We start from the raw sequence: 21,180 nt of genomic DNA, 5'->3' as shown, positions 1-21,180 counted from the left end.
GGCCTTCGAGACATGACGTCGAGTCACCCGATACCCGGTCGTCCCCAATGCCACGACACGTTGCCTTTCCCCTCATTAGAAGATCCCGAAGACGTCTTTTGGTGGGGTCGGCGACGGCAGGGCTTCGGCGTCCGTGACGGGTTTCGCCTTGCCTTGCAGGTCGCGTAGGTCGTTTCCGGCGACGCAGCGGGCAGGGTAGGCGGATGACGCGGCACGGCGGGTCAGGTCCTTGACCGGGAGTTCGATACGCGAGGCGGCGACCACGATGTTGCCGAAGCGGCGGCCCCGGAGGACGCCCGGTTCCGCGAGCAGGGCCAGGTGGGGGAAAGACGTCGCCAGTGTCGCCAGGAACCGGCGAAGGAACGGCAGGTTCGGGCCGTCCGAGACGTTGGCGACGTAGGTTCCGGCCGGGCGGAGGACCCGCGCGATCTCGTTCGTGAACTCCACGGTCGCGAGCCCGCCAGCCAGGACTCCGCGTTCGAAGGCGTCCACGATGACCAGGTCGGCCGAAGCGTCGTACCTCGCGGAGACGCCTTCGCGGCCGTCGCCGACACGGACCTTCAGCCCCTTCAGTCCCAGCTGCTCGCGTACGAGCGCGACGAGTTCGCCGTCGGCGTCGAACACCAGCTGTCGTGAGCGAGGCCGCGTGGCGGCGATGTAGCGGGGAAGCGTGCAGGCCGCTCCGCCGACGTGCAGCGCGTCGAGTGGTCCTTCGCCGAGGCAGTCGACGACGTCGGCGATACGGCGGACGTAGTCGAACTCGAGGTCGGTGGGATCGTCGAGGTTGACGTGCGACTGGGCGACGCCGTCGACCGAGATCATCCAGCCGTTGGGGCGGTCGGCGTCATGGAGCAGCTCCGCGGTGCCGAAGCGCACCGGATACGTGCCGGGGGTCGGTACCGGTCTCACCTGTCGGGCCCTCCCGGTAGTCTCGCGGCCGTGGCATTAGCTCTATACCGAAAGTACCGTCCGGCTACCTTCGCCGAGGTCGTCGGGCAGGAGCATGTGACCGATCCGCTGCGCATCGCGCTGGCCGCCGGTCGCATCAACCACGCCTACCTCTTCTCCGGCCCGCGAGGCTGCGGCAAGACGTCGAGCGCGCGCATCATGGCGCGTTCGCTGAACTGCGCGAAGGGCCCGACGCCGGATCCGTGCGGCGAGTGCAACTCGTGCCGGAACCTCGCGCCCGAAGGCCCCGGCAGTGTCGACGTCACCGAACTCGACGCCGCCAGCCACGGTGGTGTCGACGACGCCCGCGAACTGCGGGACAGGGCCTTCTACGCCCCGGCGGACTCGCGCTACCGCGTCTTCATCATCGACGAGGCGCACATGGTCACCACGCAGGGCTTCAACGCCCTGCTGAAGATCGTGGAAGAGCCGCCGGAGCACCTGATCTTCATCTTCGCGACCACCGAACCGGACAAGGTGCTGCCCACCATCCGGTCGCGGACGCACCACTACCCCTTCCGGCTGATCCCGCCGAGTTCCATGCGCGAACTGCTCGAACGCAACGTCGCGGACGAAGGCGCGAAGGTCGAGCCCGCCGTGTACCCGCTGGTCATCCGCGCGGGCGGTGGTTCGGCGCGGGACACGCAATCGGTGCTGGACCAGCTGCTGGCCGGAGCCGGGCCGGACGGCGTCGACTACTCGCGTGCGGTGTCCCTGCTGGGCGTCACCGACGTCGCGCTCATCGACGGCATGGTCGACGCGCTGGCCGCGGACGACGCGTCCGCGGTGTTCACCACCGTCGAGAACCTCGCCGAGGCCGGGCACGACCCGCGCCGGTTCGCCACCGACCTGCTCGACCGCCTGCGCGACCTCGTGATGCTGCGTTCGGTGCCGGACGCGGGTGAGCGCGGGCTGGTCTCCGCACCGGACGACGAGCTCAAGAAGATGAAGGAGCAGGCGGGCAAACTCGAGCCCGCCACGCTCTCGCGGTACGCCGATATCGTCCACAATGGACTCCTGGAGATGCGGGGCGCCACCTCGCCCCGGTTGGTGCTGGAGCTGCTGACGGCGCGGATGCTGCTGCCTTCGGTCGCCGAGGGCACCGACGCGCTGCTCGCCCGTCTCGAACGGCTGGAGCGCCGCGCCGCTTCGGCTCCGGCGCCCGCCGCCGTTCAAGCCGTCCCGGTCGCTCAAGCCGCCCAAGCCGCGCCGGTCGCTCAGGCCGCGCCGCCTGCCCCCGTCGCTCCCTCGGGTGAGCCCGTCCGGGAGTTCCAGCGGCCGTCGCAACGAGCCGCCGCGCCCGCTCAGCCGCCCGCTCCGGCACCGCAGGCCGCACCGGCTCCCCAGCCCGTCTCGCGACCCACCGCTCAACCCGTCGCCCAGCCGGTGGCGCGGCCCGAGCCGGTCGCCGAGCGCCCTGCCGCGCCCGCGCCTGCCGCGGCTTTGGCGGGCGCGACGGACGTGGACGGCATCCGCGGTCGCTGGCCGCAGGTGCAGGCCGCGATCCGCAAGGTCCCCGGCGGCGCCGTCACCGGGGCGATGCTCACGCAGGCGAGCGTGGTGAGTGTCGATGGCAACGCCGTCACGCTCACACACAACGCGGAACCCGTGGCACGCAGGCTTTCCGAGCCGCAGCACACCGAACGCATCGCGGCCGCGTTCAAGGCGGTCTTCGAAGGGGACTGGCAGGTCCGGTGCGTCCACGGTGCCGCGCAGCCCCGGCAGGCCGCCGTCCCCAAGGCGGCCGCGCCGCCGCCACCCGCGGCTGAGCGGTCCTTCACCCGCCGGTCCGTCGAAGCGCCCAGCGCCCCCGCGGCGCCTCCAGCGCCGAAGCCGGAGCCCCAGCGGCCGAAGGTGACCACAGCCGAGCCGGACATCCCGCTCCCGCCCGAGCCGGTCGAGGAAGACGAGGACCTCTACAACGAGGACGCGAGCCCCGCGCCGCCTCCTCCGCCGCTCCCGCCGGAGGAGGATCCGGAGGAGATCGCGCGGAAGCTGCTCGCCGACCACCTCAACGCCCGCCCGCTGGACGAGCGCAAGTAGCACCGCGTCCAGAGGACGGAACGCGGGACGTCAGCCCGCCAAGTAGTTCTCGATGGCCTTCGCGATGACGGCGGCGTACTGCTGACGGCCTTCTTCGCTCGACATCGCCGCGGCCTCGTCGGCGTTGCGCATGTTCCCGCATTCGACGAGCGCGGCGGGACGGGTCGAGAGGTTGAGCCCGCTGAGGTCGGCGCGCGGCGCGAGCCCGTTCGAACCGAGGTACGTCGACGTCGGGAAGCCGCCCGCGCGGATCCCGTCCCGCAACGCCGTCGCGAGTTTCATCGACGGCTCGCCCTGCTGGGCGTTCAGCGGCGGGGCCGAGTAGGCGACGTGGAAACCGTGCGCTCCGGCGGAATTCGAGCCGTCCGCGTGGATCGACACCACCGCGTCCGCCTCGGCGTCGTTCCCGATCGCGGCGCGTTCGTTGACGCACGGCCCGACGCCGGTGTCGTTCTGCCGGGTCAAGACGACCTTGATTCCCTTGGCGGTCAAGGCTTGTGAGATCCGCTGCGTGACATCCCAGGTGAACGCGTGCTCGGAATAACCGGAATTCGTGGCGGTTCCGGTGGTGTTGCACGGTTTCGTCTTGCCGCGCCCCGCCGGGACCTGCCTGTTGATCTCACCGGGTTTGGCCGCGTTGCCGCCGTTGTGGCCGGGATCCAGCACGACGACCTTGCCCGTCTTCGGCTGCTGGGTGGGCGGAGGCGGCTGGAGCGCGCTCGACGACGGCGGCGGCGCGCTCGGCGAGGAACTCGGCTGCGGAAGGGTGGTGAAGACCGTGGTGGTCCCCGGAGCGGAAGGATTTCCCGCCGGTGGTGCGGCGCTGTCCACGCCGCACGCCGCGAACAGCGTCAATCCGATCGCCAGCACAAGACCCATCCGTCGTCGCACGGCGCCAACGGTGCCATACGCGTGACGGCTAGGCTGGTAGGCGGCACAGGATTTTCCAGGAGAGGACCGATCGGATCATGGTGCAACCCGGTGGCGGCTTCGACCTGTCGCAGATCATGCAGCAGGCCCAGCAGATGCAGCAGAAGCTGGTCGAAGCCCAGGAAGAGCTGGCCAACACGGAGGTGACCGGCACTTCCGGCGGCGGTCTCGTCACCGCGACCGTGTCCGGCGACAGCCAGCTCAAGTCGTTGTCCATCGACCCCAAGGTGGTCGACCCCGACGACGTCGAGACCCTGTCCGACCTGGTCGTCGCGGCCGTGCGGGACGCTTCGGCCAACGCGCAGAAGCTCACCGAACAGAAGCTCGGCCCGCTCGCCGGCGGCCTCGGCGGCGGGATGCCGGACCTCGGCGGCTTCCCAGGGCTCGGCGGCTAGCTTGTACGAGGGTGTCGTCCAGGATCTGATCGACGAGCTCGGGCGGTTGCCCGGCGTCGGTCCCAAAAGCGCGCAGCGGATCGCCTTCCACCTGCTGGCGGCCGATCCCGCGGATATCGCGCGTTTGCAGGAAGTGCTCGGCAAGGTCAAGGAAGGCGTGCAGTTCTGCGAGGTCTGCGGCAACGTCTCGGAGCAGGAGACCTGCCGGATCTGCCGCGACACCCGCCGCGATCTCACGGTCATCTGCGTGGTCGAGGAGCCCAAGGACGTGCTCGCCGTCGAGCGGACGCGCGAGTTCAAGGGCCGCTACCACGTACTCGGCGGCGCGCTGGACCCGTTGTCCGGCATCGGCCCGGAGCAGCTGCGCATGCGTGAGCTGCTCGCGCGGATCGGCGGCGCGGAGATCAGCGAGATCATCATCGCGACCGACCCGAACACCGAAGGCGAGGCGACAGCGACGTACCTGGTGCGGATGCTTCGCGACTTCCCCGGCTTGACCGTGACGCGGCTCGCGTCGGGGCTGCCGATGGGCGGTGACCTGGAGTTCGCGGACGAGCTGACGCTGGGACGCGCCCTCTCCGGCCGCCGCGCTCTCTAGCTTCGAAAATCCGTGAAGGCCTCCTTGCCTACCCTCAAGGTAGGGAAGGGGGCCTTCACGCGATTCCGGAGGGCTGGGAGCCGGTCGCCCGCGAACGTGTCGCGAAAGCCACTTTCGAGACGTCAGGCGTCCCGAAAGTGCTTTCGCGACATGCTTCGACTACGGAGCCCGAGATCGCCGAGCCCTCATCGGCGGCAGTCCGTGAAGGCCTCCTTCCCTACTCTGAAGGTAGGGAAGGAGGCCTTCACGGACTTCGGCAAGCCGCAGGATCAGACGTCGCCGACCCACATCCAGAGGTGCCACTTGTACTCGCTGGTGCCGGTGTTCTCCAGCCGGCAGAGGTAGTCGGTGTACTCGGGGTGGCGGTTGAACTCCACCGTCGCCTGATAGGTGCAGTCCTGTTCGGTGTTCCAGAAGCCCGCGCTGACCCAGTACCCAGGGACCATCACCGAGGCCGAGGTCGGCTCCGGGGCGGTGGTCTGAGCGGGCTCAGCGAACGCCACGGCCGGAGCCGACAGCGCGAACGTGACGGCCATCGCCGCCAATAAGGTCTTCCTCAAATTCCTTCTCCCCAGTGAGAAATGGATATCGAGAAGGACCTTATGGGCAGGTCGGGCGGCCGGTCAGGGTTTCAGGCTCGCCTGAAACGGAACGTCAGCAGTAGCCCAGGCGAGCCAGGGTGTCGACGATGATCTCCGACGGGTGGAACTTCTCGACCCAGGACTCACCGCGGCGGTTCTGGTAGGTGTCGAGGAAGTTCTGCAGCTTGTCCCCGCGCATCTCGGTCAGCACGACGGTCTCGCCGAGGTGCTGCGGCGTCTCGGTGCGCTCGCGGTGCACGGCGCACGGCAGGCCGAGGTAGTAGCACTCGGCCGAAAGGCCGCCGGAGTCGGTGACGACGTACTCGGCGCGCGCGACCAGCGGCAGGAACTTCAGGTACCGCATCTTCGGCTGGATGATGAAGTTCTTCTCGTCGAAGAGGTTCGCCAGGCCCAGCGCGCGGATCTTCTCGCGCTCGGGCGCGCCCGCCATGTAGAGGATCGGCATCTGCTTGCTCTGCTCGCGCAGGATCTCCAGCGCCTCGCGGTACTTGTCCGCGCGCGAGACCAGCTCGAAGCGGTGCAGGGTGGCGAGGCCGAACTTCTCCGGCAGCCCCTCGATGTCGAGCGGGCCGTTGATGGCCAGCCGCATCGCGTCGATCGCGGTGTTCGCCTCGGTGTCGACGACGACGCCGCGCGCGTTGCGGAGGTTGTTCACCTCACGCGCGCTCGGCGCGAAGTGCATGTCGACGATCTTCGCGGCGATCTTCCGGTTCAGCTCCTCCGGCAGCGGCGACATGATGCTGCCCGACCGCGCCCCGGCCTCGACGTGCCCGACCCGCGACTTGAGGATCCGCTTCCCGATGAGTGAGCCGTACGGCGTGGTGAAGGTGTCGCCGTGCACCAGCACCAGCGGCGGACGCCCGTCCTCGACCAGCGCGGCCTTCAGCTCGGCGCGGCGGCTCCACGCGGTCCGCAGCACCTGCGCGGCCCAGCCCGGCACCTGCGCGGGCGACTCCAGGTTGTGCGCCTTCTCCTTCGGCACGAGCCAGACGTCGGGCTCCGGGAGGTTCAGGTCGGCGAGCACGTCCGAGACCTCGTCGACGTGCTGGGCGGTGAACCAGATCTTCGGCCGGACCCCGCGTTCGAGGATGCCGTGGTAGACCGGCGCGATTTTGATCAGTTCCGCCGTGGTGCCGAGAATGAAGGAAATCACCGGAAGAGCCATTCTGTCGGGGTCTGCGGTGCCCGAAGGATACTGGTGGGCCGCGCAAGGTAGCCTCGCCGGGGTGAGTGCGAATTCGCTCCTCCCGGCCCTGTCCGTCGTGATCCCGGTCTACAACGAGCAGAACTGGATCGACCGCAGTGTCGGCGCGCTGATCGCGTCGGCTCAGGCGGCGAACTGGCCGGTCGAGGTCGTCGTGGTCGACGACGGCAGCACCGACGGCACCGGTGACAAGCTCACCAAGCTGCAGGAGCTGTACGGCATCACGGTCCTCTCCCAGCCGAACAGCGGCCGGTTCGAGGCACGCCGGGCGGGGATCGCGAAGGCGTCCGGGCGGCAGATCCTGCTGCTCGACAGCCGCGTGATCGTGGACTCCGGCTCGCTCACCTTCCTCCGCGACCAGCTCGTCGAACACCCGGAGCGCACGGTGTGGAACGGTCACATCAACGTCGCGTCCGAACACAATCCGTATGCGGGATTCATGGCGGGGCTGGTGAAGATCCCGTGGCGCCGTTATTGCGCGAACCCGCGGTTGATGTCGTTCGGTATCGAAGAGTTCGATGTGTTCCCGAAAGGCACCGGATTCTTTTCCGCGCCGAAGGACGTTCTCGAGGATTCGTCCAACGCGTTCGAGTCACTCTTCGAAGACGTCCGTTTCGCCAGTGACGACACGGGTGTTCTGCGTTGGATCGCCGAACGTCACCGTATCTTCCTCGCTCCCGAGTTCTCCGCGACCTACCACGGCCGCGATTCGTTCAAGAAGTTCATCGGGCAGTCGTATTTCCGCGGCACCACGTTCGTCGATTCGTATCTCGCGTCGCCCGGCCCCGCCCGCAACGGCCTGTTCGCCGCGATGGCCGTCGGCGTGCTCGGGCTCGGTGTGGCCGCGAAGCGCCCGAAGACCGCTGTGACGCTGGCCGCCGTCGGTTCGACGGCCGCCGGGTTCGCGGTGACGAAGTTCGGCGCGACCAAGGCCGAGGCCAAGGCGGTCGCCCAGCTCACGCCGGTGTTCGCCGCCGGATTCGGCGCCGGAGCACTCCGGGGCCTCTTCATGGCGCTGCGTGCCCGGCTGCGTAAATGAGCACCGCGGTGAGCAGCGAGAAACTGGCGAAGGACACCGGGAAATCCGCCGGACGCATCGGCGTCTACCTGCTGATCGCGATCGCGCTCGGTTATGTCCTCACCGTGGTCTGGGGACGGACGCTGTCGACGGCTGACAACGCTGTCCTTCTGTCGTTCTGGGGCATGCTGATGGGGCTGGGCGCCGCCTTGTCTCCGCTGGAGCAGGAGATCTCGCGCCAGTCCGCGCACGCCGCGCTCGAAGGCCGCAAGGCCGGGCGGCCCGCCGTGATCGCGTTCGTCACCAGCCTGGTCGCGGTCGCCGTCGTGGCCCTGTTCACGCTGATCCCGCCGATCACGGACAAGGTCTACGGCGGCCAGTTCGCGCTCGCCGTGATCGTGCTGGCCGGCGGTGTCTCGTTCGCCTTCCAGTTCGCCGCGCGCGGGCTGCTCATCGGACAGAACCACGTCCGGTCCTACTCGTGGCTGATCCTGGTCGAGGCCGCGGTGCGGATCCTCGTGGTCGCCGCGCTGGTGGTCGCCGGGCTCACCCAGGTGTACTGGTTCGCCGTCGCCGCCGCGACCGGCTCGTTCGCCTGGCTGCTCTTCGCCCGCGGCGCCGCCCGCCTGGTCGACCCCAAGCTGGACGCCGGCGAGCCCGCGAAGCCGATCGTCAAGAACATGCTGATGCTCCTCGCGGGCGCTGGACTCACCGCGAGCGTCATCACCGGCTACCCGGCGCTGGTCAACCTGCTCGCGCCCGGCGGTGACAAGGACAAGCTCGGTGTTCTCTTCGTCGCCCTGTTCGTGGCCAGGACACCCCTCACGCTGATGGCGCCGATCCAGGCCCTCGCGGTCCCGACCGTGGTGCGCCTGTCCAGCACCGAGGAGGGCAAGCACCGGCTGCGCAGGCTGCTCGCGCTCGGTTCGGTGGGCGCGCTGGCACTCGCGGCCCTCGGCGCGCTGATCGGCTGGCTGATCGGCCCGTGGGTGGTGCGCTTCGTCTACGACGCCAAGAACGACCCGGAGGCCTGGTGGATGGCCGGACTGGTCTGGTCTTCGGTGCTGCTGGCCGCGATGCAGCTGCTCGCCGCCGTCCTCGTCGCGCAGGCCAAGGCCACGAAGGTGCTGATCACCTGGGCCGCCGTCGTCGCCGCGACCGCGCTGGTCCTGCTGTTCTTCCCCGGTGACACCGTCGTGCGGGCCGTCGTCGGGCTCGCCGCCGGTCCCACGGTCGGCCTCATGGTCGTCATGTCTTTCGTGGTGAGAGGCACGCCTGAGACGGGCAACGCGAGACCGTCCGAAACGTCTCGATAGTGTGGCCGCGCCACGAACGGGGTGGCGTTGGTAACGCCGAATAGGGTTGGACAGCGAATTCGATGAACGTTCTTTTGGTCTTGCTGGCGTTCTGGCTGCCGGGTCTCGTCTTCGGCGCCGCGATCAGGCTGCGTGGGTGGACCCTCGCCGCCGCTGCTCCGCTGCTCACCTTCGGTCTCGTCGCCATCGGCATCCCGATCCTCGGCCGGTTCGGCATCCGCTGGACCATGCTGAACGTCGGCCTGTGGGTCCTGCTGCTGTCCGTGCTCGGCTTCGCCCTCTCGTTCCTGGTCCTTCGCTTCACCGCAAAGCGTCACGCGGACTGGGCGGAGGACGAAGACGACGACGAGACGAAGCGTTCCCTCCGGGACCACCTGCTGATCGGCGCCGGTGTCGTGGTCGGCCTCGGTGTCGGCATGGTCACCTTCCTGCGCGGCTCGCACACCCTGGAGAACGTCCAGCAGGGCTGGGACGCCCCGTTCCACGGCAACCTGGTCCGCTGGATCGCCGAGCACGGCGACGCGCGCGCGTCGACGGTCGGCACCATCGCCAACCTGCCGAACCAGACCGACTACTTCTACCCGGACACCTACCACGCGCTGCTCGCCCTGGTCTTCGGCAAGGGCGGCCTGACGATGATGCCGACGCTGAACCTGGCGGCGCTCATGGTCGTGCTGACCGTCCCGCTCGGGGTCGCCGCGATGTGCCGCGCCTGGCGCATGCCGGTCCTCGCGACCGCCGCCGCCGCGGCCGTGTCCACCTGGTTCACCGCGTTCCCGTACGACTCGCTGTGGCGCGGCCCGCTCTGGCCGTACGTCGCCGGGGTGGCGCTCGTGCCCGCGATGCTCGCGCTCGCCCGGCTCCTGCTCAAGCCGAACGGCATCGCCGGTCCGATCGCGATCGGCGTCGGCGTCGCCGGGCTGGCTGGCCTGCACACCAGCCTGATCTTCGTGATCATGGTCTACTTCCTGCTGATCCTGCTCGCGGTGCTGTTCCGCTTCGAGAAGATCGACTGGCGCCGAAGCGCCGCCTCGCTGGTGGCCACGGTCGTGATGGCGGCCGTGCTCGGCTTGCCGCAGGTCCTGCCGGCGCTCTACAACGCGGGCGGCGTGACCAGCGCGTACTGGGCATCGGAGACCAGCGTGTCCGGCGCGCTCGGGCAGACCATCACGTTCTCGCCGATGGCGTCGTTCCCGCAGTGGTGGATCGGCATCCCGGCGATCATCGGGGTGTTCTTCCTGGTCCGGCACCGGCGGATGCTCTGGATGGTCGGCGCGTACGTCGTCCTCGGCGGCCTGTTCGCCGCGACGATCTCGCTGGAGACCCCGCTCATCCACACCCTGACCGGCCCGTTCTACAACGACCACTGGCGGCTCGGCGCGCTCGTGCCGCTGGCGGGCGCCGTCGCGTTCGGCGAGTTCGTGCACACCGCGTCGGGCAAATTCGCCGAGAAGATCGGCGAGCGCAGGCCGAACCTGAACCCGTTCACCGCCCTCGTCGCGGGTGCTCTCGTGATCGGCCTGGTGGTCACGGTGCTGAGCCGCGGCGGCTACATCGGCCGCAACTCGGCGCGGCTCGCGATGAACTACGGCGAGGGCCCCTCGGTCAGCAAGGGCGAGGAAGAGGCCTACGACTGGCTGGGGAAGCACGTCGTGCCGGGCGAGCGCGTCATGAACGACAAGGCCGACGGTTCGGTGTGGATGTACGCCCTCGCCGGGGTCCAGCCGGTCGAGTGGACCAACTACGGCGCCGAGTTCACCACCAAGGCGGGCTGGCTCAGCGTCTTCCTCAACGACATCAACCGCGAGCCGCGGGTGCGTGCCGCGCTCACCGATCTCAAGGTGCGCTACGTGCTCGTCGGCAAGGGCAAGGTGGCCCCCAACGCGCAGTCCGCGGTGGGGCTCCAGCGCCTCGACATCACTCCGGGTTTCAAGCGCGTCTTCCACAACCTCGACGCGTCCGTTTACGAAATCGAAGGTCAGCAAGGTGTGGTCGCCGCAGGCGCCACCACCGGGTCCGACACCGCTCACGGCCAGTAAGAAGATAGAGTGATCCAGTGTCCAGTACGTCCGTGACCACCCGTCGCGTGCTCATCGTGATGCCTGCCTTGAACGAGCAGGCCAGCGTCGGCGAGGTCATTTCCCAGGTCAAGCAGTCCTTGCCGGGCATGGACGTGCTGGTGGTGGACGACGGTTCGTCCGACGACACGGCCAAGCTCGCCCGTGCGGCGGGCGCGGAGGTGGCGCGCCTGGCGGTCAACCTCGGCGTCGGCGGGGCGATGCGCACCGGCTTCCGGTACGCGGCCGCCCGCGGCTACGACGTCGTCGTGCAGGTGGACGCGGACGGTCAGCACGACCCCGAAGAGGTCGCCGCCCTGCTGGGCGCGCTCGACGACGCCGACATCGCGATCGGCTCGCGTTTCGCGGGCAAGGGCGCGTACAAGGCGAGCGGCCCGCGGAAATACGCGATGGTCGTGCTCTCGTTCGTTTTCTCCCGGCTCGGGAAGACCAAGCTCACCGACGTGACCTCCGGTTTCAAGGCGATGGGCCCGCGCGCGATCAAAATGTTCGCCGCGTACTACCCGGCCGAATACCTCGGCGACACGGTCGAATCGCTGGTGATGGCGATCCGCGCCGAACTGAAGATCAAGGAAATCCCGGTGATCATGCGGGAACGGGCCGGTGGCACACCGAGCCATTCCCCGGTGAAATCGGCCGTCTACCTCGGCCGCGCCGGACTCGCCCTGCTGCTGGCGCTGGTGCGCCGCCGTCCCGCCGTCGACTCGTCGGATTCGGCGTAAAAGGAGCTGATCATGGCTGGCTGGCGCATTCTCAGCATCGTCGTCGCCTGTCTGGTGCTGTTCGTCGTCCTCGAGATGATGCGACGGCGGAAACTGCGGGAAAAGTACGCGGGTGTTTGGCTTGTCCTCGCCATCGGTGTGGTCGTGCTCGCCCTCGTTCCGCAGGCCGCCGACTTCCTGGCGCGCGTTACCGGCGTCCAGACGCCGTCGAACTTCGTATTCCTCTTGGCCGGTGTGGTTCTCGCGCTGGTCGCATTGCATCTTTCGACAGAGGTCGGGCATCTCGAAGAAGAGGTCCGGACCTCCGTCGAGGAGATCGCGCTGCTCCGCTGCGAACTCGCCGACGCCCAGCGTGACCTGGAAGAACGCGTCGCCGCGCTCGAAGCACGGACGGCGACGCCCGACAACGTCAAAGGGCTCCCCGAAGTGAGCCCCGCACGCGCACGCTGATCGACGCTCTTCTGGCTGCCCCGCCGAGGCTGGGGACCGTCCGCGTACTCGCGATCGACGGGCCTTCAGGGGCCGGGAAATCCACCCTGGCCGGGAAGATCGTGGCCGAACTCGCCGGTCGCGACGTCCAGGTGGCGCTGGTCAGCACGGATGAGTTCGCGACCTGGGAAGAGCCCGTTTCGTGGTGGCCACGACTGGAAACCGGTGTCCTGGCCCCGCTGCGCGTGGGCAGGACCGGCCGCTACCGGCGCGTGGACTGGTCCACCGGTGTCCCGATGCCCGGTGAAGAGGTCGAAATCGGCGTCCCCGAAGTACTGGTGCTGGAGGGTGTTTCCAGTGGCAGGGCGCGGATGCGGCCGTCTCTGTCCCTGCTGACCTGGGTGGACGGTGGGAGCGAGGCCGAGCGCCTCGACCGCGCCGCCGGGCGGGACGGCGAGGAATCGCGGGCCGATCTGCGGCGCTGGCAGCTGTTCGAACGGGGCTGGTTCGCCGTCGACGGAACCCGTGCCGCGGCGGATTCCGTGGTGTCTCTGTCCACTTCTGTCAGTGATCCAACAAGCCTAGTGGTGGACACCCATTTGAGTTAGTGGACCGGCACTCTGTGCGTTAGAGTCCCGGAATTGATTACACTAAGTGCGGAATTGCGGACACTTTGCGGTCGTATTGGCCTTCGTGTAGCGCGATCGTAACCTCGCGTGCTTAAGTGCGGGCTGAGTTCCCGCTAGTGTCGGCGGGCACACCGATCGTCCGCGGAGTTCGAGTTTCCGATCGACGCCGGCGGTGCCCAAACACCGAAATATCTCCTCAAGGGGTGCCAGATGCAGCAACTGCGGGTGACCCGAGCACGCCGTGTGGCCCTGATCGGGCTTGCCGGCGCACTCGCGGTCTCCATTTCCGCCTGTGCCGATTCGAAGCGTGAAGAAGGCGCAGGGGGTGGCTCAGGAGGCACCATGGTCTTCGGCGCCGCCGGTAACCCGAAGACGTTCGACCCGCTCTTCAACGACGACGGTGAGACCTTCCGCATCATCCGCCAGATGATGGACACGCTGATCATGAACAAGCCGGGGACCGCGGACCTCGAGCCCGGCTTGGCCGAGAAGTGGGAAGGCAGCAACGAAGGCAAGACCTGGACCTTCAGCCTCAAGAAGGGCGTGAAGTTCCACGACGGCACCCCGTTCAACGCCGAAGCGGTCTGCTTCAACTTCAACCGCATGTTCAACATGAAGGGCGCGGCGGCCCAGAGCCAGATGATCTACTACGGCGACGTCTTCGAGGGCTTCGCCAAGAACGACGGCGACGCCTCCGGCGCCCCGGTGTTCAAGGACTGCCAGGCCAAGGACGAGTCGACCGCGATCCTGAACCTGAACAAGGCCAAGGGTGCTTTCCCGGCCGCCTTCACGCTGCCGTCGTTCTCGATCCAGAGCCCGGACGCGCTGAAGAAGTACAACGCGGACAACGTCACCCAGAGCGGTGACTCGTTCTCCTACCCGGAGTACGCGCTGCAGCACCCGACCGGCACCGGCCCGTTCAAGTTCGACAGCTGGGACCAGGCCAAGGGTGAGATCACGCTCTCCAAGGCGACCGACTCGCCGACCCAGACGGCCAAGCTCGACAAGCTGGTCTTCAAGGTCATCCCGGACGAGAACGCCCGCAAGCAGGCGCTGAAGGCCGGCGACATCCAGGGCTTCGACTACCCGTCGCCCGCGGACTACGGCCTGCTGCGCAACGACGGCGAGCAGGTGCTCATCCGCCCGTCGTTCAACATCCTGTACCTGGGCATCAACCAGGCGAACAACCCGAAGCTGAAGGACCTCAAGGTCCGCCAGGCGCTGGCCTACGGTCTCAACCGCGACCAGTTCGTGAAGTCGAAGCTCCCCGAGGGTGCCGAGACCGCGACGCAGTTCGTGCCGAAGGCGATCGACGGCTACAACGAGAACGTCACCAAGTACCCGTACGACCTCAACCGCGCCAAGCAGCTTCTGAAGGAAGCCGGCGCCGAGGGCATGACGCTGAAGTTCTACTACCCGACCGAGGTCTCCCGGCCGTACATGCCGAACCCGGCGGACATCTTCACCTCGCTGTCCGAGGACATGAAGGCCATGGGCATCAAGGTCGAGCCGATCGCCAAGCCGTGGAACGGTGGCTACAAGGACGACGTGCAGAAGGCAGGCAAGCAGGACGTCCACCTGCTCGGCTGGACCGGTGACTACAACGACGCCGGTAACTTCGTCGGCACCTTCTTCGCCCGCAAGAAGGCCGAGTTCGGCTTCGAGAACGCGGAACTGTTCTCGGCGCTGGCCGCCGCGGACGCCGCGACCGCCGGTGAGGCGCACACCAAGGCGTACCAGGAAGCGAACCAGAAGATCATGGAGTACCTGCCCGCCATCCCCATCGCCTACGGCCCCCCGGCGATCGTCGTCGGCCCGAAGGTGAAGGGCCTGGTTGCCAGCCCGCTGACCGACGAGCGCTTCTACACCGTCACGGTCAACTGATCCACCACCACTGAGCCATCAGGGGGTGGGCGCTACCGCGCCCGCCCCCTGTGGTCCATTCCCAGGGCTGGCAACAAAGGAACGCACGTGCTCCGTTTTCTCGTGCGTCGGCTGCTACAAGCGATACCGACGCTCTTGATCCTGTCCATTTTGATCTTCGCCTGGCTCCGGTCTCTTCCCGGTGGCCCCGCCGGCGCACTCCTGGGTGACAAGGCGACCCCGGAGAAGATCGCCGACCTGAACCGGATCCTCGGCCTCGACGATCCGATCTTCATCCAGTACTTCAAGTTCCTCGGCCGGGCCATCACCGGCGACTTCGGCAACTCGCTGGTCTCCGCCCAGCCGGTCATGTCGGAGATCGGGAACTTCCTTCCCGCCACTCTCGAACTCGGCTTCTGCGCGATGCTCATCGCGGTGGGCCTCGGCATCCCGTTCGGCTACCTGGCCGCCCGGTTCCGCGGCGGGGCCATCGACAACGTCATCATCGTGCTGACCCTGGTCGGTGTCGCCGTACCGGTGTTCTTCCTCGGCTACATGATGCAGGACGCGCTCGCCGCCCCGCTGGGACTTCCTTCGCAGGGCCGCCAGATGGCCGGTCTCGACGCCACCACCGTCACCGGTTTCGCGGTCTTCGACGGCATCATCACCCAGGAATGGGACGCCGCCTGGGACGCGATCCTCCACCTGATCCTTCCCGCGTTCGCGCTGGCCACCATCCCGCTCGCGGTGATCGTCCGGATCACCCGCGCGTCGGTGCTGGACGTGCTGAACGAGGACTTCATCCGCACGGCCAACTCGAAGGGCCTGACCCAGCCGATCGTCCGGCGCCGTCACGTGCTCCGCAACGGCCTGCTGCCGGTGGTCACCACCATCGGCCTGCAGACCGGCGCGCTGCTCGGTGGCGCGGTGCTGACCGAGCGGGTGTTCAACTTCCGCGGCCTCGGCTTCCTGCTCGCCGAGGGCATCGAACGGCGTGACTACCCGCGTCTGCAAGCGCTGCTGCTGTTCGGCGCGCTGGTGTACGTGCTGGTGAACATGCTGGTCGACGTCTCGTACGGGCTCATCGACCCGAGGGTGCGTGTCCGATGAACACATTGCTGAACAAGAAGAAGGAGCCGATCGACAAGCTCGCCGCGTCGACGGCGAAGGGGCACAGCCTCGGTGGCGAGGCGCTGCGCCGGATGCTCCGGAGCCCGGTGGCCATCACCGGCGGCGTGATCACCGGCCTGTTCCTGCTGGTGGCGATCCTGGCGCCGTTCATCGCGCCGAAGGACCCCTACGAGCGGTACCTGCAGAGCGAGGTCATCCTCGGCCAGGGCATCATCCCCGGCGCTCAGGCCGGTTTCCCGCTCGGTGTCGACGACTTCGGCCGCGACTACCTTTCGCGGCTGCTGGTCGGTGCGCAGAACACCCTGCTGGTCGGTGTGCTCGCGACGGTCATCGGCGTCGTGGTCGGCATGATCATCGGCGGGCTCGCCGGTGCCTTCGGCGGCTGGGTCGACACGGTGCTCATGCGCCTGGTCGACGTCATGCTGTCGGTGCCGTCGCTGCTGCTGGCGATCTCGGTCGCCGCGCTGTTCCAGAAGCCGAGCCAGTGGACCGTGATCGTGGCCGTGTCGATGGTCGGCGTGCCGATCTTCGCGCGGTTGCTGCGCGGTTCGATGCTCGCGCAGAGAAACAGTGACCACGTGCTCGCGGCGACGTCGCTCGGCGTCAAGCGCGGGACGATCGTGCTGCGGCACATGCTGCCCAACTCGCTCGGCCCGGTCATCGTGCAGGCCACGCTGACCCTGGCGACCGCGATCCTCGAGGCGGCGGCGCTGTCGTTCCTCGGTCTCGGCGACCCGGACCCGAACCGGGCGGAATGGGGAATCATGCTGAGCCGCAGCGCTCGGCAGTTCCTCGACATCCGCCCCGAGCTGGCGTACTACCCGGCCATCGCGATCATCATCGTCGCGCTCGGCTTCACGCTGCTCGGCGAGTCCTTGCGGGAAGCCCTCGATCCGAAGAACAGGCGGTGATTTGAAGATGGCACTCCTCGAAGTACGTGACCTCAAGGTCGTTTTCCAGCGACGCGGCGAGAAGCCGTTCACCGCGGTGGACGAGATCAGTTTCGACGTCGAACCCGGCCAGACGGTCGGTCTCGTCGGCGAGTCCGGTTGCGGCAAGTCCGTGACCTCGCTGGCGATCATGCGGCTGCTCGCGAAACGCGGCAACCAGGTCAGCGGTTCGGTGTCGTTCGAAGGCACGGATCTGCTTCGCCTGTCGGACAAGGAAATGCGGGACCGCCGTGGCCGTGACCTCGGCATGGTGTTCCAGGACCCGCTGTCGTCGCTGAACCCGGTCATCCCGATCGGGCTGCAGATCACCGAGGTGCTGGAACGGCACCGCGGGATGTCGCGCAAGGTGGCGTCGAAGGAAGCCGTCGAACTGCTGGACAAGGTCGGCATCCCCGACCCGTCGCGGCGGCTTTCCGAGTACCCGCACCAGCTTTCCGGCGGGATGCGGCAGCGCGCGCTGATCGCGATCGCGCTGGCGTGCCGTCCGCGGCTGCTCATCGCCGACGAGCCGACCACCGCGCTCGACGTGACGATCCAGGCGCAGATCCTCGCGCTGCTGCGGGAACTGGTGCAGGACACCGGGACCGCGCTGATCATGATCACGCACGACCTCGGTGTCGTCGCCGGTCTCTGCGACGAGGTCAACGTGCTCTACGGCGGCAAGATCGTCGAGCGGGCGGAGCGGCACGCGCTGTTCGCCGAGCCGCGGCACCCGTACACGCACGGCCTGCTCGCCTCGATCCCGCGTCTCGACGCGGGCCGCGGCGAGAAACTGATCCCCATCAAGGGATCCGTCGCCGACAACATCCCGTGGGACGGCGGTTGCGCGTTCGCGCCGCGCTGTCCGAACGCTCTCGGCGTATGCCGGGAGGTTTCACCGCAGCTGACCCCCGATCGCGGTGGGCTGCTGCGCTGCCACAACCCGGTGATCCCGGCCGTGGCCGCACAAGGAGGGGCCCGATGACGCACACGGTACCGGCGCAGGAAGTGCTCCTGGAGGTCGAAGACCTCAAGGTCCACTTCCCGATCAAGCGCGGCATTGTGGTCGACAAGACGGTCGGGCACGTGTTCGCCGTCGACGGCGTCGATCTGGCCATCCACAAGGGTGAGACCTACGGCCTGGTCGGGGAATCCGGCTGCGGGAAGTCCACTTTGGGCAGGGCGATCCTCCGGCTGACCGAGCTGACGGCGGGCAAGGTCGTCTTCGACGGCACCGACGTCGCCGGGCTCAAGGGCGAGGAACTGCGCAAGGCGCGCCGCCGGATGCAGATGGTCTTCCAGGACCCGATGTCCTCTTTGGACCCTCGGCAGTCGGTGGAATCCATTCTGACGGAAGGGATGAAGGCGCACGGCCTCGACAAGGACAAGGAAGCGACCGCCAAGCGGCTGCGTGAACTCCTTGCCGCCGTCGGTCTTCCGGAGTCCTCGCTGCGGAAGTACCCGCACGAGTTCTCGGGCGGCCAGCGTCAGCGCATCGGCATCGCGCGGGCGCTCGCGGTCGAGCCGGACCTGATCGTCGCCGACGAACCGGTGTCCGCGCTGGACGTCTCGGTGCAGGCGCAGGTGGTCAACCTCCTGGAGGACCTGCAGGAGAAGCTCGGGCTCACGTATCTCGTGATCGCGCACGACCTCGCGGTGGTGCGGCACATCTCCGACCGCATCGGCGTGATGTACCTCGGCTCGCTGGTCGAGGAGGCCGACGCCGACACGCTGTACGAGAACCCGCTGCACCCGTACACGCGGGCGCTGCTCTCGGCGATCCCCGTGCCGGACCCGACGGTGGAGGACAGCCGGGAGCAGATCCTGCTCGCCGGTGACCTGCCCTCGCCGGCGCGGCCGCCGTCCGGGTGCCGGTTCCACACGCGGTGCCCGTGGAAGCAGCAGAGCCTGTGCGACACCGACCGCCCGCAGCTGCGGGAGATCGGCGCCGGGCACCGGGTCGCGTGCCACTACGCGGAGGACATCCGCGACGGGCGGATCAAACCGCACGCGGTCGAGGCGGAACTCGTCGAGGCCGGGGACCTGAACCCCGACGTCGGCGGGCTGCCGGACGTCGGCTCGGCGGCCGAGATCCTCTAGTTCGTCCCGCATTGCCTGTCCGGTCCGTGAAGGCCTCCTTGCCTACCCTGAAGGTAGGGAAGGAGGCCTTCACGGACTTGCCGCATTCAGCGGATGAAATGCGTGGGCGGCGAGGGCGGGCGTGATCAGGCAGACTCTCCTGTCATGCGGGTCACAGTGCTGGGTGCGTCGGGGCGGACGGGGATTCACGTGGTCCGGCTTCTGCGGGGACGGGGGCATCAGGTGCGGGCGGGGCTGCGCAGCCGTCGCCGCGCCGAGGAGGTCGCCGGGCTCGGCGCCGAAACCGTGGTCGCGGACGTCACCGCCGACGCGGACGACCTCGTCGAGGCGCTCGCCGGTTCCGAGGTCGTGATCAGCGCGATCGGCGCGCCCGATCCGGATCAGGCCTCGGTCGACCTCGTCGACCGCGACGGCGTGATCACCGCGATCCGTGCCGCGGAGAAGGCCGGTGTCGCGCGGTTCGTGCAGCTTTCCGCGCAGTTCGCGGATTCGCCGGATCAGGGCGACCGCCTGGTGCGCTCGATCCTGATGGCGAAGCAGATCTCCGACAGCGTCCTGCGCCGGTCGAGCCTGAACTGGACGATCGTCCGGCCAGGCACGCTCACCGACGACCAGCCCGCCGGCCGCGTCAAGCTCGGCGGTCACCTCGAACCAGGGCACATCTCCCGCGCCGACGTCGCCGCGGTCCTGGTCGCGACCCTCGACGAGCCGCTCACCGAGAACCAGGGGTTCGACGTCATCGGCGGTGAGATCCCGATCCCGTCGGCGCTCGCCGCACTCAGCTGAGCGCTTTCTTCCGTTCCCGCGACGCCCGCAGGTTCGCGACGTTCCCGCAGGTCCGGACGTCGTGCCAGACCCCGCTGTTGTTGCGCGAGACGTCGTAGAACGCCGAACGGCAGCCGTCGAGACGGCACAGTTTCAGCCGCGGCCAGATCCCGGCCTGCTGCGCGAGCAGCGTCTCCGTCCACAGCGCCGAAGCGAGCCACTGCCGTCCGGCGCCGGAGGGGAACAGCCGGACGACACCGTCGCGCAGGGCCAGGTCCGCTTTGATCGGCTTGTCGAAGGCCGTGTCGTCGCCGTCCAAGAGCGAAACGAACGACTCCCGCAGATCGCGGAGCCCGCGAAGGTCGCCTGGGCCCAGCGTGATCTCGGGCACGTCGGAGTCTCGGGTCTTCGACCATTCCGCCAGCGCCTCGGCGGCCCAGGGGCGAGCCAGATCGGCGTCGCTCAGCAGGTCCAGGCCGTGCGCCTTGATCGCTTTCGTGTTGAGGAAGTCCTGAACGAGCGCCAGCCCCGAGGGGGCGGTGCGTAACCGGTAGCGGTCCGTCGCGGTCCATGACATAGGTCAAGCGTACTTGACTCTGTCGTCCCGTGCCGCCATCCTGACGACAGAGGCAAAATCTGAACACTTCTGTCAAGGAGTAAGTCATGACCACCATCGAGGGTGCGGTCGTCCTGGTCACCGGCGGGCAGCGCGGGCTCGGCAAGGCGTTCGTCGCCGAACTGCTCGCCCGCGGCGCCGCCAAGGTCTACGCGACGGCCAGGGTTCCGCGCGAGGAGACCGATCCGCGGATCGTCCCGCTCCCGCTCGACGTCACCGACCCGGAGTCCGTCCGCGCGCTGACCACCAGGACGAGCGACGCGACGATCGTCTTCAACAACGCCGGCGTCATCGGGCTCGGCTCGCTGCTCTCCGAAGACGTCGACGCGCACCGCCCGGTCTTCGAGACGAACGTCTTCGGCGCGCTGCGCGTCGCGCAAGCGTTTGCGCCCCAGCTCAAGGATGGTGGCGCGCTGGTCAACGTGCATTCGGTCCTGTCGTGGGCGGCGGGCTCGGGGTCCTACGGCGCGTCGAAGGCGGCCTTCTGGTCGCTCACCAACTCGCTCCGGATCGAGTTCGCCGAGCAGGGCACGCAGGTCGTCGGCGTCCACCTCGGTTACACCGACACCGACATGACGCAGGGCTTCGACATACCCAAGAACGACCCGCGCGACGTCGCCCGCCAGGTCGTCGACGGCCTCGAAAAGGGCGAGACCGAGGTGCTCACCGACGAGCTCACCCGCCGGGTCAAGGCCGCGCTGTCCTGCCCGGTCGAACACCTCGGAACCAGCCGGATCGCCGGGTAGAAAACCGTTGGCGGAGGCACTCCGGCACGGGGTAGCTTCGCCGCCATGTGTGCTTCCGCGTTCACCAGGACCCGCCGCGCCTAGCGGCGGATCCTGCGTATTTAGGCAAGGAACCGCC

Annotated in this window: 21 protein-coding genes; 16 read left to right on the top strand and 5 right to left on the bottom strand. The window is 68.3% G+C overall.

What is annotated here, in order from left to right:
- Positions 1-75: 75 nt before the first annotated feature.
- Complete coding sequence (locus AMYAL_RS0115445) at positions 76-909, bottom strand: spermidine synthase (protein ID WP_020632208.1); 834 nt, start codon at positions 907-909, stop codon at positions 76-78.
- 30 nt (positions 910-939) lie between these two features.
- Here AMYAL_RS0115445 and AMYAL_RS0115440 point away from each other — a divergent pair, with 30 nt between their 5' ends.
- Positions 940-2,991, top strand: a complete 2,052-nt coding sequence (locus tag AMYAL_RS0115440) for a DNA polymerase III subunit gamma and tau (RefSeq protein ID WP_026467103.1) — start codon at positions 940-942, stop codon at positions 2,989-2,991.
- A 30-nt stretch (positions 2,992-3,021) separates the two neighbouring features.
- Here AMYAL_RS0115440 and AMYAL_RS45905 read toward each other — a convergent pair whose 3' ends face one another.
- Complete coding sequence (locus AMYAL_RS45905; protein WP_020632206.1) at positions 3,022-3,870, bottom strand: N-acetylmuramoyl-L-alanine amidase; 849 nt, start codon at positions 3,868-3,870, stop codon at positions 3,022-3,024.
- A gap of 89 nt (positions 3,871-3,959) precedes the next feature.
- On the opposite strand from AMYAL_RS45905, the gene AMYAL_RS0115430 reads away from it, so the two are divergent.
- The gene (locus tag AMYAL_RS0115430; protein ID WP_007035126.1) at positions 3,960-4,316 is read left to right on the top strand and encodes a YbaB/EbfC family nucleoid-associated protein; all 357 of its coding nucleotides are present in this window, start codon (positions 3,960-3,962) and stop codon (positions 4,314-4,316) included.
- A 1-nt stretch (position 4,317) separates the two neighbouring features.
- Entirely contained in the window at positions 4,318-4,914 is a 597-nt protein-coding gene (gene recR, locus AMYAL_RS0115425; protein ID WP_005166260.1) for a recombination mediator RecR, read from the top strand.
- A 269-nt stretch (positions 4,915-5,183) separates the two neighbouring features.
- On the opposite strand, the gene AMYAL_RS0115420 is transcribed toward recR, so the two are convergent.
- Both AMYAL_RS0115420 and AMYAL_RS0115415 read right to left on the bottom strand, forming a co-directional pair.
- Complete coding sequence (locus tag AMYAL_RS0115420; RefSeq protein ID WP_157358208.1) at positions 5,184-5,474, bottom strand: hypothetical protein; 291 nt, start codon at positions 5,472-5,474, stop codon at positions 5,184-5,186.
- A gap of 94 nt (positions 5,475-5,568) precedes the next feature.
- Positions 5,569-6,681, bottom strand: coding sequence for a UDP-N-acetylglucosamine 2-epimerase (locus AMYAL_RS0115415; protein ID WP_020632204.1), 1,113 nt, complete (start codon positions 6,679-6,681; stop codon positions 5,569-5,571).
- Positions 6,682-6,742: 61 nt separating this feature from the next.
- On the opposite strand from AMYAL_RS0115415, the gene AMYAL_RS0115410 reads away from it, so the two are divergent.
- The 12 genes from AMYAL_RS0115410 (at position 6,743) to AMYAL_RS0115355 (ending at position 19,721) form a co-directional block, all read left to right on the top strand.
- Positions 6,743-7,759 carry a glycosyltransferase family 2 protein gene (locus AMYAL_RS0115410; RefSeq protein ID WP_026467101.1) on the top strand — a complete coding sequence of 339 codons (1,017 nt, stop codon included), beginning with the start codon at positions 6,743-6,745 and terminating at the stop codon, positions 7,757-7,759.
- Positions 7,756-9,054 (top strand): polysaccharide biosynthesis protein, encoded by a 1,299-nt coding sequence (locus AMYAL_RS0115405; protein WP_020632202.1) that lies wholly within the window; start codon positions 7,756-7,758, stop codon positions 9,052-9,054. The genes AMYAL_RS0115410 and AMYAL_RS0115405 overlap by 4 nt, the downstream gene beginning before the upstream one ends.
- A 62-nt stretch (positions 9,055-9,116) precedes the next feature.
- A complete protein-coding gene (locus AMYAL_RS0115400; protein WP_020632201.1) occupies positions 9,117-11,093 on the top strand; it encodes a DUF6541 family protein in 1,977 nt (658 codons plus the stop codon).
- 59 nt (positions 11,094-11,152) lie between these two features.
- Positions 11,153-11,854, top strand: coding sequence for a glycosyltransferase family 2 protein (locus AMYAL_RS0115395; protein WP_093976596.1), 702 nt, complete (start codon positions 11,153-11,155; stop codon positions 11,852-11,854).
- A 12-nt stretch (positions 11,855-11,866) separates the two neighbouring features.
- The gene (locus AMYAL_RS0115390) at positions 11,867-12,304 is read left to right on the top strand and encodes a DUF2304 domain-containing protein (RefSeq protein WP_020632199.1); all 438 of its coding nucleotides are present in this window, start codon (positions 11,867-11,869) and stop codon (positions 12,302-12,304) included.
- A 101-nt stretch (positions 12,305-12,405) separates the two neighbouring features.
- Positions 12,406-12,891 carry a hypothetical protein gene (locus tag AMYAL_RS0115385; protein ID WP_020632198.1) on the top strand — a complete coding sequence of 162 codons (486 nt, stop codon included), beginning with the start codon at positions 12,406-12,408 and terminating at the stop codon, positions 12,889-12,891.
- A gap of 231 nt (positions 12,892-13,122) precedes the next feature.
- Positions 13,123-14,796 (top strand): ABC transporter substrate-binding protein, encoded by a 1,674-nt coding sequence (locus tag AMYAL_RS0115380; protein ID WP_483413472.1) that lies wholly within the window; start codon positions 13,123-13,125, stop codon positions 14,794-14,796.
- A gap of 87 nt (positions 14,797-14,883) precedes the next feature.
- Positions 14,884-15,885, top strand: a complete 1,002-nt coding sequence (locus tag AMYAL_RS0115375) for an ABC transporter permease (protein ID WP_026467097.1) — start codon at positions 14,884-14,886, stop codon at positions 15,883-15,885.
- The gene (locus tag AMYAL_RS0115370; RefSeq protein ID WP_020632195.1) at positions 15,882-16,817 is read left to right on the top strand and encodes an ABC transporter permease; all 936 of its coding nucleotides are present in this window, start codon (positions 15,882-15,884) and stop codon (positions 16,815-16,817) included. Before AMYAL_RS0115375 ends, AMYAL_RS0115370 begins: the two co-directional genes overlap by 4 nt.
- A gap of 7 nt (positions 16,818-16,824) precedes the next feature.
- Positions 16,825-17,820, top strand: coding sequence for an ABC transporter ATP-binding protein (locus AMYAL_RS0115365; protein ID WP_020632194.1), 996 nt, complete (start codon positions 16,825-16,827; stop codon positions 17,818-17,820).
- Complete coding sequence (locus tag AMYAL_RS0115360; protein ID WP_020632193.1) at positions 17,817-18,935, top strand: ABC transporter ATP-binding protein; 1,119 nt, start codon at positions 17,817-17,819, stop codon at positions 18,933-18,935. Before AMYAL_RS0115365 ends, AMYAL_RS0115360 begins: the two co-directional genes overlap by 4 nt.
- Before the next feature lie 144 nt (positions 18,936-19,079).
- Complete coding sequence (locus AMYAL_RS0115355) at positions 19,080-19,721, top strand: SDR family oxidoreductase (RefSeq protein ID WP_084702121.1); 642 nt, start codon at positions 19,080-19,082, stop codon at positions 19,719-19,721.
- On the opposite strand, the gene AMYAL_RS0115350 is transcribed toward AMYAL_RS0115355, so the two are convergent.
- A complete protein-coding gene (locus AMYAL_RS0115350; RefSeq protein ID WP_020632191.1) occupies positions 19,714-20,277 on the bottom strand; it encodes a CGNR zinc finger domain-containing protein in 564 nt (187 codons plus the stop codon). The genes AMYAL_RS0115355 and AMYAL_RS0115350 overlap by 8 nt on opposite strands.
- Before the next feature lie 86 nt (positions 20,278-20,363).
- Here AMYAL_RS0115350 and AMYAL_RS0115345 point away from each other — a divergent pair, with 86 nt between their 5' ends.
- On the top strand, positions 20,364-21,062 hold the full coding sequence (locus AMYAL_RS0115345) for an SDR family oxidoreductase (protein ID WP_020632190.1): 699 nt from the start codon (positions 20,364-20,366) through the stop codon (positions 21,060-21,062).
- Positions 21,063-21,180 lie beyond the last annotated feature (118 nt).

Origin of the sequence: Amycolatopsis alba DSM 44262 (assembly GCF_000384215.1) — a bacterium.
Taxonomy (GTDB): Bacteria; Actinomycetota; Actinomycetes; order Mycobacteriales; family Pseudonocardiaceae; genus Amycolatopsis; species Amycolatopsis alba.
Note: the sequence above shows the minus strand (reverse complement) of the source record. Positions and strands in the feature narration are given on the sequence as shown.

Excerpts from the sequence above, each read along its gene's own strand:
- AMYAL_RS45905 (WP_020632206.1), bottom strand. The coding sequence starts at position 3,870 with ATGGGTCTTGTGCTGGCGATCGGATTGACGCTGTTCGCGGCGTGCGGC.
- AMYAL_RS0115430 (WP_007035126.1), top strand. The coding sequence starts at position 3,960 with ATGGTGCAACCCGGTGGCGGCTTCGACCTGTCGCAGATCATGCAGCAG.
- AMYAL_RS0115415 (WP_020632204.1), bottom strand. The coding sequence starts at position 6,681 with ATGGCTCTTCCGGTGATTTCCTTCATTCTCGGCACCACGGCGGAACTG.
- AMYAL_RS0115405 (WP_020632202.1), top strand. The coding sequence starts at position 7,756 with ATGAGCACCGCGGTGAGCAGCGAGAAACTGGCGAAGGACACCGGGAAA.
- AMYAL_RS0115400 (WP_020632201.1), top strand. The coding sequence starts at position 9,117 with ATGAACGTTCTTTTGGTCTTGCTGGCGTTCTGGCTGCCGGGTCTCGTC.
- AMYAL_RS0115395 (WP_093976596.1), top strand. The coding sequence starts at position 11,153 with ATGCCTGCCTTGAACGAGCAGGCCAGCGTCGGCGAGGTCATTTCCCAG.
- AMYAL_RS0115390 (WP_020632199.1), top strand. The coding sequence starts at position 11,867 with ATGGCTGGCTGGCGCATTCTCAGCATCGTCGTCGCCTGTCTGGTGCTG.
- AMYAL_RS0115380 (WP_483413472.1), top strand. The coding sequence starts at position 13,123 with ATGCAGCAACTGCGGGTGACCCGAGCACGCCGTGTGGCCCTGATCGGG.
- AMYAL_RS0115370 (WP_020632195.1), top strand. The coding sequence starts at position 15,882 with ATGAACACATTGCTGAACAAGAAGAAGGAGCCGATCGACAAGCTCGCC.
- AMYAL_RS0115365 (WP_020632194.1), top strand. The coding sequence starts at position 16,825 with ATGGCACTCCTCGAAGTACGTGACCTCAAGGTCGTTTTCCAGCGACGC.
- AMYAL_RS0115360 (WP_020632193.1), top strand. The coding sequence starts at position 17,817 with ATGACGCACACGGTACCGGCGCAGGAAGTGCTCCTGGAGGTCGAAGAC.
- AMYAL_RS0115355 (WP_084702121.1), top strand. The coding sequence starts at position 19,080 with ATGCGGGTCACAGTGCTGGGTGCGTCGGGGCGGACGGGGATTCACGTG.
- AMYAL_RS0115350 (WP_020632191.1), bottom strand. The coding sequence starts at position 20,277 with ATGTCATGGACCGCGACGGACCGCTACCGGTTACGCACCGCCCCCTCG.
- AMYAL_RS0115345 (WP_020632190.1), top strand. The coding sequence starts at position 20,364 with ATGACCACCATCGAGGGTGCGGTCGTCCTGGTCACCGGCGGGCAGCGC.